Below are 15,830 nucleotides of genomic sequence, written 5' to 3' on the forward strand. Positions count from 1 at the left end.
CTCCCGCGTCGGTGCGCGTCACACCAGGGCGGCGGCCTCCTTCGGGGAGAGGCCGCCGCCCTCCGCGTACGCCGATTCGTAGGCCGCGTCGCCGAGCACCGCGCGCAGCGACCGTTCGGCCGTGACCCGCACCTCGCGCTCGACGCTCGTCGGGGCGTGGTCGGCCGGCAGCAGGGCGTCCCCGGCCGCCAGGCAGCGGGCGCCGTCCCGGGCCCGGGCCCCGCCGTTGAACCCGGCGAGCGCGAGCGCCCCGGTGCGCAGGTACATGGTCCGCATATGGGGCGCGATGGTCAGGGCCAGCGGGTCCTCGGACTTCTCCAGCGCCCGGCGGGTCAGCCGCAGGCATTCCTCGTAGCAGCCGTCCATCGCCTCCAGCCAGGCCTCCGAGCCGAGGATGAAGGCGTCGAAGATGACGAAGTGGGCGATGCCGAACTGCTGGCGCAGCAGCTTGAGCTGCTCGCGCGCCTCGGGGATGCGGCCGGTCAGGCCGAGCCGGCCGGCGAGGAACATCCGGGCGGCGGGCATCGCCTCGTTGCGGGCGCCGTCCTGGTCGGCGATCACCTCGCGCAGCAGGAGTTCGCCGCGCTCGGCGTCCCCGGTCTCCAGCAGCACGCTGCCCAGCCGGGCGTTGAGCACGGACCGCTGGGCGCGGGCACCGAGCTGCTCGGCCCGCTCGATCGCCCGCTGGTAGTCGGCGGCGGCCTCGCTCCACTTCCCTTTGCGCTCATGGGCCTCGGCGCGTGCGGAGAGCGCCTCGGCGGTCCCCCACACATCACCGATCCGCTCGTAGATCGCCAGCGCCTCCTCGGCGTCCTGGATGGCGTCGCCGGCCCAGTCGGAGCGGTTGGCGAGCAGGTTGGCCCGCCATTGCAGGGCCGCGGCGAGCTCCCACTCGAAGCCGGGGGTGGCCCGGCAGGTCTCGACGGTCGCCCTGATGACGTCCCGCAGCCGCTCCATGTCCCCGGTGAGCATGATGGCGAAGAACCAGAGCGAGCCCGGCATCCGGCAGGTCTGCGCCATGCCCGGTTCGTAGGTGGCGGCGATGGACCGCAGCTTGGCCTGCGCGTGCTGGTTCTGCCAGGCGTCCAACTCGGTGTCCATGCAGGCGAGATGGACGAGGTGGGCACCTCGCCTGGCCTCTTCCAGCACCTCGCCGGTCCACGGCGGCGGGGTGTCCGTGCAGCGCTCCCACACCGGAGCGGCGGGGCGGACGGGCTCGGTGAAGGGGTCGGGGCCGAGGCCCTGGACCTCGCGGGACCAGTTGCGGGCCTCGATGCGCAGGTCGCGCATCTGCCAGTACCAGGCGAGCGACAGGACCAGGCACAGCCCTTCCTGCTCGTCGCGGTCGGCCACCGCCCGGCGCAGGGCGGTGCGGAGGTTCTCGTACTCGCGCTCCAGGCGCTCGATGGCGGCGAGTTGGTCCGGTCCGCGCAGCAGCGGGTCGGTGGTGCGGGCGAGTTCGCGGTAGTACGTCAGATGCGCGCGCTCGGCGCCGGCGCGGGCGCCGTCCGTCTCGTCGAGGCGCTCACCGGCGTACTCGCCGACGGTCTCCAGGAGCCGGTAGCGCATCTCGCCGTCTCCGGAAGGGGCCGCCACCACGAGGGACTTGTCGACCAGCGAGCCGAGCGCGTCCAGCGCGGCGGGGCCGCAGACGGCCTCGGCGGCGGCCAGGTCGCAGCCGCCGGCGAAGACCGACAGCCGCCGCAGGACGTCCCGCTCCTCCGCGTCGAGCAGGTCCCAGGACCAGTCGACGACGGCCCTGAGCGTCTGCTGGCGGGGCAGCACGGTACGGCTGCCGGAGGTGAGCAGCCGGAAGCGGTCGTCGAGCCGGTCGGCGATCTGCCGTGGCGTCAGCATCCGCAGCCGGGCGGCGGCGAGCTCGATGCCGAGGGGCAGTCCGTCCAGGCGCCGGCAGATCTCGGCGCAGGCCGCCGCGGTCTCCTCGTCGGCGTCGACCCGGAACCCGGGCCGGGCGGCGGCACCCCGGTCGGCGAGCAGCCGCAGCGCGACCGGCTCCGGCAGCGGCTCCACCGGGCGCAGCAACTCCCCCGGCACACCGAGGGGTTCACGGCTGGTGGCCAGGACGGTCAGCCCCGGACAGCGCTCCAGAAGCATCTCCGCCAGCCGGGCGGCCGCCTCGACCACGTGCTCGCAGTTGTCGAGGATGAGCAGCATGCTGCGCCGGCCGCAGTGCTCGGCGAGCCGCTCGACGGGGTCGTCGAGCCGCTCGCTCCCGGCGGCGCGCATCGCCTCGGCACCGGCTCCGTACAGCACGGTCTCGCGGGCGCCGACGGCGGTGAGCACGGCCTCGGCCACCGCGTCCGGATCGTCGACCGGGGCGAGCTCGGCCAGCCACACGCCGTCTTGGACCACGTCCCCCACGGCCTCGGCGGCCTCCTGCGAGAGCCGCGTCTTGCCGGCCCCGCCCGGCCCGAGCAGCGTGACCAGCCGCGCGGTGGCGAGGTCGCCCCGGATGGCATCGATGTCGGCCTCCCGGCCGACGAAGGAGGTGAGCCGGGCGCGGAGGTTGCCGGAGGGGGCAGGACCGGTCGCGTGCGCCGCACGCACGGCCTCACCCGCGGACCCACGCCGGTCCCCGCCGGAGGGCTCCGGTCGCAGCAACTCCCCGTGCAGCGCCCGCAGTTCGGCGCCCGGGTCCACTCCCAACCGGTCCGCGAGCAACTTCCGTACGGACTCGTAGGCGGCCAGCGCCTCCGCCGTGCGGCCGGTGTCGCGCAGGGCGCGCAGACGCAGGGCCTGAAGGGGCTCGTCGAGGGGGTGGGTGTCGCACAGGGCGGTCAGTTCGGGCAGGGACTGGTCGGCCTGGCCGAGGACGAGCGCGGCGGTGTGACGGGCGCGCAGGGCCTCCAGCCGGCGGGCCTCCGCGCGGGCCGCGTCGGCCGTACGGTCGGGCAGATCGGCCAGCGCCGGGCCGCGCCACAGGGCGAGGGCGTCGTCCAGGACCCCGGCCGCCTTCGCGGGGTCCCCGTCGGTCAGCGCCCGCACGCCGTCGCCGGCGAGCCGCTCGAACCGGTGCAGGTCGATGTCGTCCGGCGCGGCGGTCAGCCGGTAGCCGCCGTCCACGGACACCACGGCGCCCGGGCCGAGCGCCCGCCGCAGCCGTCCCACCAGTGCCTGCACCGCGCCGGTCGCGTCGGCGGGCGGGTCGCCGTCCCACACCTCGTCCACCAGGACGCTCACCGGGACGGTACGGCCGGGCCGCAACGCGAGAACGGTCAGCAACGCGCGCAGGCGCGTGCCGCCGACCGGGACGGACGTTCCGTCGGAGCGGAGTGCTTGCGTGGTGCCGAGGATGCGATAGCGCACGGGGTCCATTGTCTCTGCTGCGGCCGGAGCCGGTGACGGGATTTGCTTCAGCGGGGCGCCTACGGGGGTGCCGGGTTCGGTTGTGGGGCGGGTGCGGGTCCGTCGTGCCTGGTCGCGCAGTTCCCCGCGCCCCTGGGGAGGCGCAGTCACCCAAGCCATGGCGGACCCGTTGGCCACCTCAACCTCACCGGTTGTGGGGCGGGTGCGGGCCGGTGGGGGCTGGTCGCGCAGTTCCCCGCGCCCCTGGGTGGGTGCAGTCGCCCGCGTGACGTCGGATCGTTGGCCACCTCACCCACCGGTCGTGGGGCGAGTGCGGGTCCGTCGTGGCTGGTCGCGCAGTTCCCCGCGCCCCTGAGGAGTTGCAGTCACCGGCGCCACGACGGACCGTTCGCCACCTCGCCGCGCCACGACGGACCGTTGGCCGGACGGGGCGCCACGACGGCCGGTTGGCCGCGTACGGCGCGAAGGGGACGGGGTGGGGGGTGTCCGCCCGCAGCGGCCGGCGTCCGGCACAGGGCACTGCTCAAGGGACCGAGCCGCCGGACCGAGGACGGATACCCCCCACCCCGGCACCGACCCACCCACCGGACCGCATGCGCTACACAAGCCCCCACCGAAGCCGTCACGGGCCGCCGGAGGCATTCAGGGGCGCGGGGAACTGCGCAAAACGCCCGCCCCCACCAACCCGCACCCGCCCCCACCCCGGAACCCCAACCCCACCCCAAGACGTTCTCCCCTCTGCCCGGTACCGTCGGGCCGTCCCACCGCGCGCGTGAACAGTCCAGGGAGCCCCATGACCACCGCCACCACCCGCCACAGCGACCGGCGGATCAGTCCGGTCTTCATCGGGATCGTCGCGGTCACGGCAGTGACGGGCTGGGCCACCTGGACCGGCTTCGCCGAGAAGCCCGGCATCGCCGTGTTCCTGTTCGTGACCGGCGCCTGGATCGTCTCCCTGTGCCTGCACGAGTACGCGCACGCCCGCACCGCCCTGCACAGCGGCGACATCACGATCGGCGCGAAGGGCTACCTCACGCTGAACCCGCTGAAGTACACCCACGCCCTGCTCAGCATCGTGCTCCCCGTCATCTTCGTGATCATGGGCGGCATCGGCCTCCCCGGCGGCGCGGTCTTCATCGAGCGCGACCGGATCCGCGGCCGCTGGCGGCACAGCCTGATCTCCGCGGCGGGCCCGCTCACGAACGTACTGTTCGCCGTCGCCTGCACCGCCCCGTTCTGGCTGGACGCCCTCACCGGCGTCCCCCAGGAGTTCCGCTTCGCGCTGGCCTTCCTCGCCCTGCTCCAGGTCTCGGCCGCCCTGCTGAACTTCCTGCCGGTCCCGGGCCTGGACGGCTACGGCGTCATCGAGCCCTGGCTGTCGTACAACGTCAAGCGCCAGGTGGAGCCCTTCGCGCCCTTCGGCCTGCTGTTCGTGTTCGCGCTGCTGTGGGTGCCGCAGGTCAACGCCGTGTTCTTCGACATCGTCGACGCCGTTCTGCGCGGACTCCAGGTCGACGCATGGGAGGCCTCGTCCGGCTGGAGCCTCTACCGCTTCTGGAGCTGAGCGGCGGCCCGGCCCCGCTTGAGGTAGTACCAGCACATGTTGGAGGAGAGCCCGGCCAGCAGCACCCACACCACCCCGAGCCAGCTGCCCTGCACGAAGGAGACGACCGCCGCGGCCACGGCGAGCAGGCAGACGGCGAGGGCGTAGAGGGCGAGGCGGGGCATTTCCATGGCTCCTGTCGGGGGGACACTGCTGCGCTACGGCGTCCAGTGTCCCCCATCGGCTCAGACGTCCGTGACCCGCAGTCCCGCGTGCGCCTTGTACCGCCGGTTGACCGAGATCAGGTTGGCGACCAGCGACTCCACCTGGTGGGCGTTGCGCAGCCGGCCCGCGAAGATGCCGCGCATGCCGGGGATCCGGCCGGCCAGCGCCTGCACGATCTCCACGTCGGCCCGCTCCTCGCCGAGCACCATGACGTCGGTGTCGATCTCCTGGACCTGCGGGTCCTGGAGCAGCACGGCCGACAGGTGGTGGAAGGCGGCGGTGACCCGCGAGTCGGGCAGCAGGGAGGCGGCCTGCTCGGCGGCGCTGCCCTCCTCCGGCTTCAGCGCGTAGGCGCCCTTCTTGTCGAAGCCGAGCGGGTTGACGCAGTCGACGACGAGCTTGCCGGCGAGTTCCTCGCGCAGCGACTCCAGGGTCTTGCCGTGCCCTTCCCACGGCACGGCGACGATCACGATGTCGCTGCGGCGCGCGGTCTCGGCGTTGTCGGCGCCCTCGACCCCGTGCCCGAGTTCGTCGGCGGCGGCCTGCGCGCGGTCGGCGGCCCGCGAACCGATGATCACCTTCTGCCCGGCTAGGGCGAGCCGGTAGGCGAGGCCCTTGCCCTGCGGCCCGGTCCCGCCGAGCACGCCGACGACGAGCCCGGAGACGTCGGGAAGGTCCCAGGGGTCCTTGGCGGGAGCCTTCTGTGCAGCACTGTCGCTAAAGGTCATGGCGCCGACTTTACGTCCGCACCAACCGCCCCGGCCGGTCGGGTGAGCCGCTTCACGAACCGCAGCCGCCCCCGCCGGTCCGGTGACCCGGTTCACGAACCGCAGCCGCCTCCGCCCGTCCGGTGACCCGGTTCACGAACCGCAGCCGCCCCCGCCGCTCCGGTGACCCGGTTCACGAACCGCAACCGCCCCGGCGGCGAACACCGGCGGCCGGTACAAGCCCTGCCCGGTTCGGGCGAATCCGGGGCGAACCTCGAGTGCCGCACGCCCGCTTGGGGCAGGATGCGGCCCCATGGACGCCGTACGGGTCGCGCTGCTGCGCGAAGTGCTCGCCGGGACCGAGTGGTTGGGGGCCACGCGACGCTTCGCGGGCGTGCTGCGCGGATCGGTGGTCTCGCACGGCGGCGGACTGCTGCTGGTCGGCACCCCCTCGTACGAGCCCTGGCACCTGGCGGCCCACCTGGTGGACGAGGCCGCCTGGTCCGGCACACCGGAGCTGGCCCCCACGCTGGTACGCCACGACGCGCGCCCCTCCGACCCCGCGCATCTGTCGGTGGGACCGGGCCGGCTCGCGGCGGCCCGGCGCGGCGAGACCCTGCTCGTGGTGTCCCCGGACCGGCCGGGCGCCCCGCTTCTGGAGCAGGTCCATGACGCCCGGCGGGCCGGGGCCACGGTCCTCTCCCTCGGTCCGGGCGAGGGTGAACTCGCCAGGATGGCCCACGAGTCGCTGGCCGTGCCGGAGGGCACCGACCTCGATCTGGACACCGTGCAGCACCTGGTGAGCGCGGCGGCCGGGGAGAACGCCGTCCCCGCCCCCCGGGGCCGGCGGCGGTTCAGGGACCGGCTGTCGAGACTGGCCGACCAGCTGACGGCACCGCCGCCGGCCCGCTGGTAGCCGCGAAAAGCAGTTGCCGGACCGGGATGCCTCCCCCGACCATGACCGGTCGTGACCGACGACGCCCCCGCTCCCCCCTCCGGCCTGCGCGCGATGCTCCCCGACCTCGCCCCCTGGCGGGCCTCCCGGGACTTCCGGCGGCTGTGGTACGCGGGGCTGATCTCGAACTTCGGCAGCTTCCTGACCTTCGTGGCCCTGCCGGTGCAGCTGAAGGACCTGACGGACTCGGCGGCGGCGGTGGGCGCGATCGGGGCGGTGGAGCTGATTCCCCTCCTCGTCTTCGGCCTGTACGGCGGCGCGCTCGCCGACGCCTGGGACAAACGGAAGCTGATCGTGTGGACCGAGGTGGGGCAGGGCCTGCTGAGCGCGGCCCTGCTGCTCAACGCGCTGCTCCCGCACCCCGCCGTCTGGCCGCTGTACGTCGTCGCCGCCCTGTCCTCCGCCCTGGTCTCGGTGCAGCGTCCGGCGCTCGACTCGCTCTGGCCCCGGATCGTGGCCCACGACCACCTCCCGGCGGCGGCCTCGCTGAACTCGTTCCGCTGGACGGTCGGCGGGGTCGCGGGCCCGGCGCTGGCGGGCGTGGTGGTGGCTTACGCGGGCCTCGGCTGGGCGTACGGGGCGGACCTGCTGACGTTCGCCGTCTCCGTCGTCCTCATCGCGCGGATCGCTGCCTCCCCGGCCTCCCACGAGGCGGCCAAGCCGTCACTGAAGGCCGTCGCGGAGGGCGCGCGGTACGCCTGGAGCCGCAAGGAGCTGCTCGGCACCTACGCCGTCGACCTCGCCGCGATGTTCCTGGCGATGCCGCTGGCCCTGCTGCCGTTCCTCGCGGACGAGCTGGACGCGCGGTGGTCGCTGGGCCTGATGTACGCGAGCGTCCCGCTCGGCGCGCTGCTGGTGAGCCTCATGAGCGGCTGGACGTCCCGGGTCCACCGCCACGGCCGGATGGTGGTGCTGTCGGCAGCCCTGTGGGGTGTGGCGATCGCGGCCGCCGGGGTCATGGACGACGTATGGCTGGTGCTGCTGTTCCTGACCGTGGCCGGCGGCTGCGACATGGTCAGCGGGATCTTCCGCGGGGCCATGTGGAACCAGACGATCCCGGACGAGCTGCGCGGGCGGCTCGCCGGGATCGAGCTGCTGTCGTACTCGGTCGGCCCGACCGTGGGCCAGGTCAGGGCCGGTGGTTTCGCCGCGTGGTGGGGCGTGCGGACGTCGGTCTGGTCGGGCGGCCTGCTGTGTGCGGGCGCGGTGGGCCTGCTGGCGCTGTGCCTGCCGAAGCTGATGTCGTACGACGTGCGCACGAACGAGCACGCGACGCGGCTGCGCGAGCAACGCGCGGCAGCCGCGCCGGCGCCCATGGAGGCGTGATCAGCCGTCCTCGGCCCGGGTGGACGAGTCGTGCCACTTGGGGTCGTTCTCCCACTCCAGGTTGCGCTCGCGGGCCGTCTCCATCGCGTGCTCGGCCTCCTTGCGGCTCGCGTAGGGCCCGAAGCGGTCCTTGGCCGGGCACTGGGGCCCTTCCTCGACCGTTTTGTGCTCCAGACAGTAGAACCACTCGCCCGGCTTGCCGACCGCGCGCTTCTTGAACAAGGGCATGACCTGCTCCTCTCGCCTCCGACATGTTCCCCCATCGCCGCTGGATAGACTCGTCCGCATGTCTGGCCAGTCGCTGCTCGTGCCCGGGGAGCTGTCCCCCATCCGTTCCGTGCCCGGAAACATCCGGCGTCCCGAGTACGTCGGCAAGCCCGCGCCGGCGCCGTACACCGGGCCGGAGGTGCAGACCCCGGAGACGATCGAGGCGATGCGGGTCGCCGGCCGTATCGCGGCGCGGGCGATGGCGGAGGCCGCGAAGCTGATCGCTCCCGGGGTGACCACCGACGAGCTGGACAAGGTGGCGCACGAGTACATGTGCGACCACGGCGCCTACCCGTCGACGCTGGGGTACCGGGGTTTCCCGAAGTCGCTGTGCACGAGCCTCAACGAGGTGATCTGCCACGGCATTCCGGACTCCACCGTGCTCCGGGACGGCGACATCATCAACCTCGACGTGACGGCGTACATCGGCGGGGTGCACGGCGACAACAACGCGACGTACCTGGTGGGTGACGTCGACGAGGAGAGCCGGCTGCTGGTCGAGCGGACCCGGGAGTCCCTGGACCGTGCGATCAAGGCGGTCAAGCCGGGCCGGCAGATCAACATCATCGGCCGTGTGATCGAGTCGTACGCCAAGCGCTTCGGCTACGGAGTCGTCCGCGACTTCACGGGCCACGGCATCAACTCCTCCTTCCACAGCGGCCTGATCATCCCGCACTACGACAGCCCGCACGCGACGACGGTCATCCAGCCCGGGATGACCTTCACGATCGAGCCGATGCTGACGCTCGGGACGCACGAGTACGACATGTGGGACGACGGGTGGACGGTCGTCACGAAGGACCGCAAGCGGACGGCCCAGTTCGAGCACACGCTGGTGGTGACGGAGACGGGCGCGGAGATCCTGACCCTCCCCTGACCAGGCGAAAGACCCGTCCCCCCGGGGCGGGTCTTTTCTTGTACCCTTTTACCGACAGACTGTCGGCAAACCTATTGACTTAGGCAAGCCTTACCTTATTGGATGTACCGCATGGACTCCTTCTCGACAGTCATCCGCACCGCGTCCCACGAGCAGCATGTCGAGGCGGAGACCTCGACGTTCATGAGCGACCTGCTCGGCGGCCGGCTCGGCGTCGACGCCTACGCGCGCTACACCGAGCAACTGTGGTTCGTCTACGAGGCGCTGGAGACCGGCACCGAGCGGCTGGCGGCGGACCCGGTGACCGCCCCCTTCATCCGGCCGGAGCTGTTCCGACGGGCGGCGCTGGAGCGGGACCTGGAGCATCTGCGGGGCGCGGACTGGCGCAGGGTCGTCTCGGCCCTGCCGGCGACGGAGGTCTACGCGGCCCGGGTGCGCGAGTGCGCCGAGCAGTGGCGGGCGGGCTACATCGCCCACCACTACACCCGCTATCTCGGCGACCTCTCCGGCGGCCAGATCATCCGGGACCGGGCGGAGAAGACCTGGGGCTTCGAGAGGAAGGGCGACGGCGTCCGCTTCTACGTCTTCGAGGAGATCACCAACCCGGCCGCGTTCAAGCGGGGTTACCGCCGACTACTGGACGAAGTCCGCGCGGACGATCTGGAGAGGCAGCGCGTGGTGGCCGAGTGCAAGAGGGCGTTCGCCCTGAACACCGCGATGTTCAGGGCCCTCGCCGAGGAGTTCCCGCTGAGCGCCTAGCGCTCGGGCTGGCGTTCCAGGAAGACGCGGCCGCCGATCTCCACCCAGCCGTAGGGCTGGGGTGCGGTGAGGATCTGGGAGCCCGCGCCCTGGGTGATGTTCAGGGCGCGGCCGAGCCGGTCGGTCAGCTGCATCGCCGCGGCGCCGGTGGCCTCGTCCTCCTCGACCCCGTCGCCCCGGCCGGGAAAGCCGCGGGCCCGGATGCGTCCGGCGGCCTCGTCCTCCCAGGCCCAGGCGTAGATCCACTCCCCCGGCGCCGGGACCGCCAGGTCGTCCACCTCGGCGGCGCTGCCGTACTGCCGGAAGGTCCGGGGCGCCGCCCACTCGGCCCGCGCCTCGATCCAGCTGAACTCACCGTCGAGGCGGGCCCCGACGACCCCAGCGGGTGTGACGAGTTCGGGCACGTCGAGCAGCCAGGCGGCGCCGACGCACGGGTATCCGGCGAACGCCAGCCGCACCGAGGGCGTGTAGATGTCGATGACGCCCCGCTCGGGGTCGTCGACGAACACGGTCTCGCTGAACCCGAGCTTCGCGGCGAACGCCTGTCGCTCGTCCCGGTCCGGCATCACGGACCCCTCACGGACGACTCCCAGCTCATTGCCGTAGCCGCCGTTCGGCGAGCAGAAGACGCGCAGCACGTCGTAGTCAGTCACGGGGGAATTGAAGCATCCGGGAGCCCGGGGTTCCGACGGGCGGCCGTCACCGGAACAGACCCTCCCCGGTACCTCCGTAACGGCACATTTGAATGTCCCTTGAATCTTACTTGACGTTTATTTTGAGCCATACATAGATAAGCCTCAGATAAGTTAGGCGAGCCTATCCAACCCTCAGGAGCTCGTATGCGCGCCGTCAGACTGTCCGTCCTCACCGCCACCGCCGTGGCGGCCCTGACCGCCGTCACGGGGTGCACGGAGAAGGCAAGCTCCGGGGGCAGCGACCGTGTGATCGACGTGACCGCCACGGACAGCAAGTGCGAGGTCTCCAAGAAGGAGTTCCCGGCCGGCCACGTGGAACTCGCGATCGAGAACAAGGGCTCCAAGGTCACCGAGGTCTACGTCCTGTTCCCGGACGACCGGATCGTCACCGAGCGGGAGAACATCGGCCCCGGCACCAAGCAGAAGGTCACCGCCGAGGTGAAGGCCGGCGACTACACGATCGCCTGCAAGCCCGGCATGAAGGGCGACGGCATCCGCCAGGAGGTCAAGGCCACCGGCGGGACCGCCGCCAAGCGCGACCCGCGTCTGGACGCGGCCGTCGCCGCGTACCGCAAGTACGCGCAGGAGCAGGCCGACGCGACCCTGCCGCTGGCGAAGACCTTCGCCGCCGCCGTCAAGGCCGGTGACCTGGAGGCCGCCAAGAAGGCCTACGCCCCCTCCCGCATCGGCTGGGAGCGCACCGAGCCGGTCGCCGAGTCCTTCGGTGACATCGACCCCAAGGTCGACGTCCGCGAGGACGGCCTGGAGGACGGCCAGAAGTGGACCGGCTGGCACCGGCTGGAGAAGTCCCTCTGGCAGGACAAGAAGATCACCGCCGAGGACAAGACCCTCGCCGACCAGCTCATCACCGACCTCACCGACTGGCAGAACCGGGTCGGCAAGGCGGACATCACCCCGACCTCCATGGCCAACGGCGCCAAGGAGCTCCTCGACGAGGTCGCCACCGGCAAGGTCACCGGCGAGGAGGAGCGCTACTCGCACACCGACCTCGTCGACTTCAAGGCCAACGTCGAGGGCGCCGAGAAGTCGTACGAGCTGCTGAAGCCGGTCGCCGAGGAGAACGACGCAGCCCTGGTCGCCGAGCTCGACAAGCAGTTCGCGGCGCTCGACACGCTGCTGGACAAGTACCGGGCGGACAAGTCGTCGTACGACTTCACCTCGTACGACAAGGTCGGCGACGCCGATCGCAAGCAGCTGTCGGACGGTGTGAACGCGCTCGCGGAGCCGCTGTCCAAGCTGGCCGCAGCCGTCGTCACCAAGTCCTCCTGAGGCCGGGGCCATGACCGACGCAGCAGAAACCCCGAGCCCCTCGCGGCGCGCACTCATCGGCTGGGGCGGGGCCGGGCTCGCGCTCGGTGCCGCCGCGGCCGGCGGCGCGGTCGCGATGACCCGCACCGGGGACGACATCAGCCCCACCGCCGCCGAGGCCGGTGCCGCCGTGGAGTTCCACGGCGCCCACCAGGCCGGCATCGCCACGCCCGTGCAGGACCGGCTGCACTTCGCCGCGTTCGACGTGACGACCGACGACCGCGCCGAGTTCGTGCAGATGCTCAAGGACTGGACGGCCGCGGCCCGCCGGATGACCGCCGGCAAGGCGGTCGGGGACGGGGCGTACGGCGGTCTCGCCGAGGCGCCGCCGGACGACACCGGGGAGGCGCTGGGGCTCAAGCCGTCCCGGCTGACGCTCACCATCGGCTTCGGGCCGTCCCTGTTCGAGAAGTTCGACCTGGCCGACCGGCGGCCCGAGGCGCTCGTCGACCTCCCCCAGTTCGCCGGGGACAACCTCGACAAGAACCGCAGCGGCGGCGACCTGTGCGTCCAGGCCTGCGCCGACGACCCGCAGGTCGCCGTGCACGCCATCCGCAACCTCGCCCGGATCGGCTTCGGCAAGGTCGTCATCAGGTGGTCCCAGCTCGGCTTCGGCAAGACGTCCTCGACCACGCCCGACGCGCAGACCCCGCGCAATCTGATGGGCTTCAAGGACGGCACCCGCAACATCGCGGGCACGGAGACGGACCGGCTGAAGAAGTTCGTCTGGGCCGACGGCAAGGACAAGGACTGGATGGCCGGCGGCTCCTACCTCGTCGCCCGCCGCATCCGCATGCACATCGAGACCTGGGACCGCACCTCGCTCCAGGAGCAGGAGGACATCTTCGGCCGGGACAAGGGCGAGGGCGCCCCGGTCGGCAGGGCCAAGGAGCGCGACAAGCCGTTCCTGCCGGCGATGAAGCCCGACGCGCACGTCCGGCTCGCGCACCCCGACTCCAACGGCGGGGCGACGATCCTGCGCCGCGGCTACTCCTTCACCGACGGCACGGACGGACTGGGCCGGCTGGACGCGGGGCTGTTCTTCCTCGCGTACCAGAAGGACGTCCGCGAGGGCTTCATCCGGATCCAGCGGCATCTGTCCACCGACGCGCTCAACGAGTACATCCAGCACGTGGGTTCAGCGGTCTTCGCCGTCCCGCCCGGCGTCCGTGACAAGGACGACTGGTGGGGCAGCACGCTGTTCTCCGAGGAGGGCTGACCCGTGTTCTCCAACTACCTGATCGGTCTGCGCGAGGGCCTGGAGGCGTCTCTCGTCGTCTGCATCCTCATCGCCTACCTGGTGAAGACGGGCCGCCGGGACGCCCTCCGGCCCATCTGGACCGGCATCGGCGTCGCGGTGGCGCTCGCCCTCGGTTTCGGGTGCGCGCTCGAATTCGGCTCGCAGGAGCTCACGTTCGAGGCGCAGGAGGCCCTCGGCGGCACCCTGTCGGTCATCGCGGTCGGCCTGGTGACGTGGATGGTCTTCTGGATGCGGCGCACCGCCCGGCATCTGAAGTCCGAGCTGCACGGCAAGCTGGACGCCGCCCTGCAGATGGGCACGGGTGCCCTGGTCGCCACCGCGTTCCTGGCCGTCGGCCGGGAGGGCCTGGAGACCGCCCTGTTCGTGTGGACGTCGGTGCGCGCGGCCGGTGACGGCACCCCGCGCCCGCTGATCGGGGCGGCCCTGGGCATCCTGACCGCGATCGCGCTCGGCTGGCTGTTCTACCGCGGCGCCCTGCGCATCAACCTCGCCAAGTTCTTCACCTGGACCGGCGGGATGCTCGTGGTCGTGGCCGCGGGGGTGCTGGCGTACGGCTTCCACGACCTCCAGGAGGCCGACTGGCTGCCCGGCCTGAACGACAAGGCCTTCGACATCAGCGACACGGTCCCCCCGGACAGCTGGTACGGCACCCTCCTCAAGGGTGTGTTCAACTTCCAGCCGGACCCGACCGTCCTTCAGGTCACGGTGTGGCTGCTGTACTTGGTCCCGACGCTCGCGCTCTTCCTCGCCCCGGTAGGGTTCGCCTCCGGGAAGGGGAAGGTGAAGGCACCTGATGAGCAGGGATCGCAGCCCTCGAAGGCTCCGCAGGCTTGACCGGAGCGCACTGATAGCGGCGTCTGTGACCGCTTTGTCGTTGACGGCGAGCGGATGCGTGGTGGTGCACGGCGAGCGGGAGGTGCTTCCCGCGACCACCAGGGCGGAGGCCGCCAAGGCGCTCCAGCAGTTCACGAACGCGTACAACGCGGCCGACAAGGCGTACGACAGCTCGCTGGACGCCGCCCATGTCACCGGCGCGCTGGGCGCCATCGACGCGGCGCGGCTGAAGGCCGGCAAGGCCAACAGCCCGAGCGGCAACGCCTCGCACACCCCGCTGAAGCTGTCGGACGTGACGTACACCATCCCGAAGAAGGCGGGCTGGCCGCGCTGGTTCGTCGCCGACGCGGCCGGCAACAAGGGCGGCACCGCGCGCTGGCTGCTCGTGTTCACCCGCGACGGGATGGACGAGCCGTTCCAGGTGGCGTTCCTGACGCTGGTGGCCGAGGGCAAGGTGCCGGAGTTCAAGAAGGACGCGGACGGCTGGGCCGAGGCGGTCCCGGCGGACTCGGCCGGTCTGGCCGCCGAGCCCGGGGACCTGAGCACGAAGTACGTGAGCTATCTGAAGAACGGCGGGGAGGCCTTCGCGGACGGCACGCACACCAGCGTGTGGCGGGCGGACCGGGCGAAGGACGCCATCCGGCCGGGGCTGGCCACCCAGTACCTCGACGAGCCGCTGACGGGCGACGCCTACGCGCCGCTGGCGTTGCGCACGAAGGACGGCGGGGCGCTGGTGTTCTTCGCCACGCACCACTACGTGAAGGAGACGGCCCACTCCGGTACGTCGGTGCCCAACCCCGGTGACGCCGTGCTCGCGCTGACGACCGGCGAGATCAAGCAGTCGCTGACCATGCAGTTCGTCTCCAACGAGGTGGCGCTCGACCCGCCGAAGGGCGCGGGCGACCAGGAGGTCGACGTGATCGGGCGGATCCAGGGACTGACGTCCGCGCAGGGCTCGTAGGAACGGGCCGGGACCGGTCCGCTACCGGCGCAGGGGCCAGGCCGCGTCGGTGTGGTCCGGCTCCTCGCCCACGTGGCGGGCGCAGACGTCGGTGAGGACTTCCAGGAGGCTCAGCGGGTCGGGCAGCGGGTGTTCGAGGCCGCGGACCCAGTGCACGGCCTGGTCGCCGGGCAGCCGGGCGGGCGGTACGAGGACGTAGGAGCCGCGGCAGTGCCAGCGCAGGCCGGGGTGTTCGTCCGCCGTCTCGGGGTGGCAGTCCAGTTCGCACGGCCACCACTCGTCCTCGTCCTCGGGGGTGCCGCGGGTGAGGGTGAAGAAGAGGAGCCGTCCGTCGTCGCTCTCGGCGACCGGGCCGACCTCGACGCCGGCGGCCAGGAGCCGCTCCAGGGCTTCGCGGCCGGCCTCCAGGGGGACGTCCAGGACGTCGTGGACCATGCCGGTCGCGGTGATGAAGTTGGCCTGCGGCTGGTGCCTGGCCCAGCGCTCGATCTGCGCGCGGTCGGTGGTCGACTGGGTCTGCCAGGCGAACGACACCGGGTGCCGGGCGGGTGTGGGACAGCCGACGCGGTCGCAGGAGCACCGGTATCCGGGGGCGGGGTGCGCGGCGGGGGCCAGCGGGAGTCCCGCTGAGGCGGCGGCCAGCAGCAGGGCCTCACGGCCGCCGTCGTCCCCGGCGGCGGCCTCCTTCGGCCGGCGTCCGCGCAGCCACTGGGAGAGTTTGCCCTGCAGGCCGGTCAGGCCCCCCGACTCCGCGCTCATCTACC

At 72.2% G+C, this 15,830-nt stretch carries 15 protein-coding genes; 9 read left to right on the forward strand and 6 right to left on the reverse strand.

The features are described from left to right. Positions 1-18 precede the first annotated feature (18 nt). Positions 19-3,336, reverse strand: coding sequence for a BTAD domain-containing putative transcriptional regulator (locus M2163_RS17355; protein WP_280894387.1), 3,318 nt, complete (start codon positions 3,334-3,336; stop codon positions 19-21). A 784-nt stretch (positions 3,337-4,120) separates the two neighbouring features. Between M2163_RS17355 and M2163_RS17360 the strand changes: the two genes are divergently transcribed. Further along, positions 4,121-4,891 carry a site-2 protease family protein gene (locus M2163_RS17360; protein WP_280894388.1) on the forward strand — a complete coding sequence of 257 codons (771 nt, stop codon included), beginning with the start codon at positions 4,121-4,123 and terminating at the stop codon, positions 4,889-4,891. On the opposite strand, the gene M2163_RS17365 is transcribed toward M2163_RS17360, so the two are convergent. Then, complete coding sequence (locus tag M2163_RS17365; protein ID WP_280854217.1) at positions 4,873-5,055, reverse strand: hypothetical protein; 183 nt, start codon at positions 5,053-5,055, stop codon at positions 4,873-4,875. The two genes, M2163_RS17360 and M2163_RS17365, sit on opposite strands and share 19 nt — an antisense overlap. A gap of 60 nt (positions 5,056-5,115) precedes the next feature. Next, a complete protein-coding gene (npdG, locus tag M2163_RS17370; protein WP_280894389.1) occupies positions 5,116-5,823 on the reverse strand; it encodes an NADPH-dependent F420 reductase in 708 nt (235 codons plus the stop codon). Between the two features lie 292 nt (positions 5,824-6,115). On the opposite strand from npdG, the gene M2163_RS17375 reads away from it, so the two are divergent. Beyond that, positions 6,116-6,718 (forward strand): hypothetical protein, encoded by a 603-nt coding sequence (locus M2163_RS17375; RefSeq protein ID WP_280851873.1) that lies wholly within the window; start codon positions 6,116-6,118, stop codon positions 6,716-6,718. A gap of 51 nt (positions 6,719-6,769) precedes the next feature. Continuing rightward, positions 6,770-8,083 carry an MFS transporter gene (locus tag M2163_RS17380; protein WP_280851872.1) on the forward strand — a complete coding sequence of 438 codons (1,314 nt, stop codon included), beginning with the start codon at positions 6,770-6,772 and terminating at the stop codon, positions 8,081-8,083. Here the strand turns inward: M2163_RS17380 and M2163_RS17385 are convergent, their stop codons facing one another. Then, positions 8,084-8,311, reverse strand: a complete 228-nt coding sequence (locus M2163_RS17385) for a hypothetical protein (RefSeq protein ID WP_280851871.1) — start codon at positions 8,309-8,311, stop codon at positions 8,084-8,086. Positions 8,312-8,369: 58 nt separating this feature from the next. On the opposite strand from M2163_RS17385, the gene map reads away from it, so the two are divergent. After that, positions 8,370-9,227 (forward strand): type I methionyl aminopeptidase, encoded by an 858-nt coding sequence (gene map, locus M2163_RS17390; protein WP_280851870.1) that lies wholly within the window; start codon positions 8,370-8,372, stop codon positions 9,225-9,227. A 111-nt stretch (positions 9,228-9,338) separates the two neighbouring features. Further along, entirely contained in the window at positions 9,339-9,986 is a 648-nt protein-coding gene (locus tag M2163_RS17395) for a biliverdin-producing heme oxygenase (RefSeq protein WP_280894390.1), read from the forward strand. Here the strand turns inward: M2163_RS17395 and M2163_RS17400 are convergent. Then, positions 9,983-10,639 carry a PhzF family phenazine biosynthesis protein gene (locus M2163_RS17400; protein WP_280851868.1) on the reverse strand — a complete coding sequence of 219 codons (657 nt, stop codon included), beginning with the start codon at positions 10,637-10,639 and terminating at the stop codon, positions 9,983-9,985. The two genes, M2163_RS17395 and M2163_RS17400, sit on opposite strands and share 4 nt — an antisense overlap. Positions 10,640-10,825: 186 nt before the next feature. On the opposite strand from M2163_RS17400, the gene efeO reads away from it, so the two are divergent. Genes efeO through M2163_RS17420 form a run of 4 tightly spaced genes read left to right on the forward strand, consistent with a single transcriptional unit; the run spans position 10,826 to position 15,066 of the window. After that, on the forward strand, positions 10,826-11,971 hold the full coding sequence (gene efeO / locus M2163_RS17405) for an iron uptake system protein EfeO (protein ID WP_280851867.1): 1,146 nt from the start codon (positions 10,826-10,828) through the stop codon (positions 11,969-11,971). A gap of 10 nt (positions 11,972-11,981) precedes the next feature. Further along, positions 11,982-13,229, forward strand: coding sequence for an iron uptake transporter deferrochelatase/peroxidase subunit (gene efeB / locus M2163_RS17410; RefSeq protein WP_280851866.1), 1,248 nt, complete (start codon positions 11,982-11,984; stop codon positions 13,227-13,229). Between the two features lie 3 nt (positions 13,230-13,232). Then, complete coding sequence (gene efeU, locus M2163_RS17415) at positions 13,233-14,105, forward strand: iron uptake transporter permease EfeU (protein ID WP_280894391.1); 873 nt, start codon at positions 13,233-13,235, stop codon at positions 14,103-14,105. Beyond that, positions 14,065-15,066: a hypothetical protein gene (locus tag M2163_RS17420; protein WP_280894392.1), complete on the forward strand. Its 1,002-nt coding sequence runs from the start codon at positions 14,065-14,067 to the stop codon at positions 15,064-15,066. The genes efeU and M2163_RS17420 overlap by 41 nt, the downstream gene beginning before the upstream one ends. Before the next feature lie 21 nt (positions 15,067-15,087). Here the strand turns inward: M2163_RS17420 and M2163_RS17425 are convergent, their stop codons facing one another. Then, positions 15,088-15,825 (reverse strand): bifunctional DNA primase/polymerase, encoded by a 738-nt coding sequence (locus M2163_RS17425; protein WP_280851863.1) that lies wholly within the window; start codon positions 15,823-15,825, stop codon positions 15,088-15,090. Between the last annotated feature and the right edge of the window lie 5 nt (positions 15,826-15,830).

This window comes from Streptomyces sp. SAI-135, assembly GCF_029893805.1.
Taxonomy (GTDB): Bacteria; Actinomycetota; Actinomycetes; order Streptomycetales; family Streptomycetaceae; genus Streptomyces.

What these genes read in the sequence shown, in the direction of transcription:
- M2163_RS17360 (WP_280894388.1), top strand. Translation starts at nt 4,121, where the DNA reads ATGACCACCGCCACCACCCGCCACAGCGACCGGCGGATCAGTCCGGTC.
- M2163_RS17395 (WP_280894390.1), top strand. Translation starts at nt 9,339, where the DNA reads ATGGACTCCTTCTCGACAGTCATCCGCACCGCGTCCCACGAGCAGCAT.
- map (WP_280851870.1), top strand. Translation starts at nt 8,370, where the DNA reads ATGTCTGGCCAGTCGCTGCTCGTGCCCGGGGAGCTGTCCCCCATCCGT.
- M2163_RS17385 (WP_280851871.1), bottom strand. Translation starts at nt 8,311, where the DNA reads ATGCCCTTGTTCAAGAAGCGCGCGGTCGGCAAGCCGGGCGAGTGGTTC.
- M2163_RS17365 (WP_280854217.1), bottom strand. Translation starts at nt 5,055, where the DNA reads ATGCCCCGCCTCGCCCTCTACGCCCTCGCCGTCTGCCTGCTCGCCGTG.
- npdG (WP_280894389.1), bottom strand. Translation starts at nt 5,823, where the DNA reads ATGACCTTTAGCGACAGTGCTGCACAGAAGGCTCCCGCCAAGGACCCC.
- M2163_RS17425 (WP_280851863.1), bottom strand. Translation starts at nt 15,825, where the DNA reads ATGAGCGCGGAGTCGGGGGGCCTGACCGGCCTGCAGGGCAAACTCTCC.
- M2163_RS17420 (WP_280894392.1), top strand. Translation starts at nt 14,065, where the DNA reads ATGAGCAGGGATCGCAGCCCTCGAAGGCTCCGCAGGCTTGACCGGAGC.
- M2163_RS17375 (WP_280851873.1), top strand. Translation starts at nt 6,116, where the DNA reads ATGGACGCCGTACGGGTCGCGCTGCTGCGCGAAGTGCTCGCCGGGACC.
- efeB (WP_280851866.1), top strand. Translation starts at nt 11,982, where the DNA reads ATGACCGACGCAGCAGAAACCCCGAGCCCCTCGCGGCGCGCACTCATC.
- efeO (WP_280851867.1), top strand. Translation starts at nt 10,826, where the DNA reads ATGCGCGCCGTCAGACTGTCCGTCCTCACCGCCACCGCCGTGGCGGCC.
- M2163_RS17355 (WP_280894387.1), bottom strand. Translation starts at nt 3,336, where the DNA reads ATGGACCCCGTGCGCTATCGCATCCTCGGCACCACGCAAGCACTCCGC.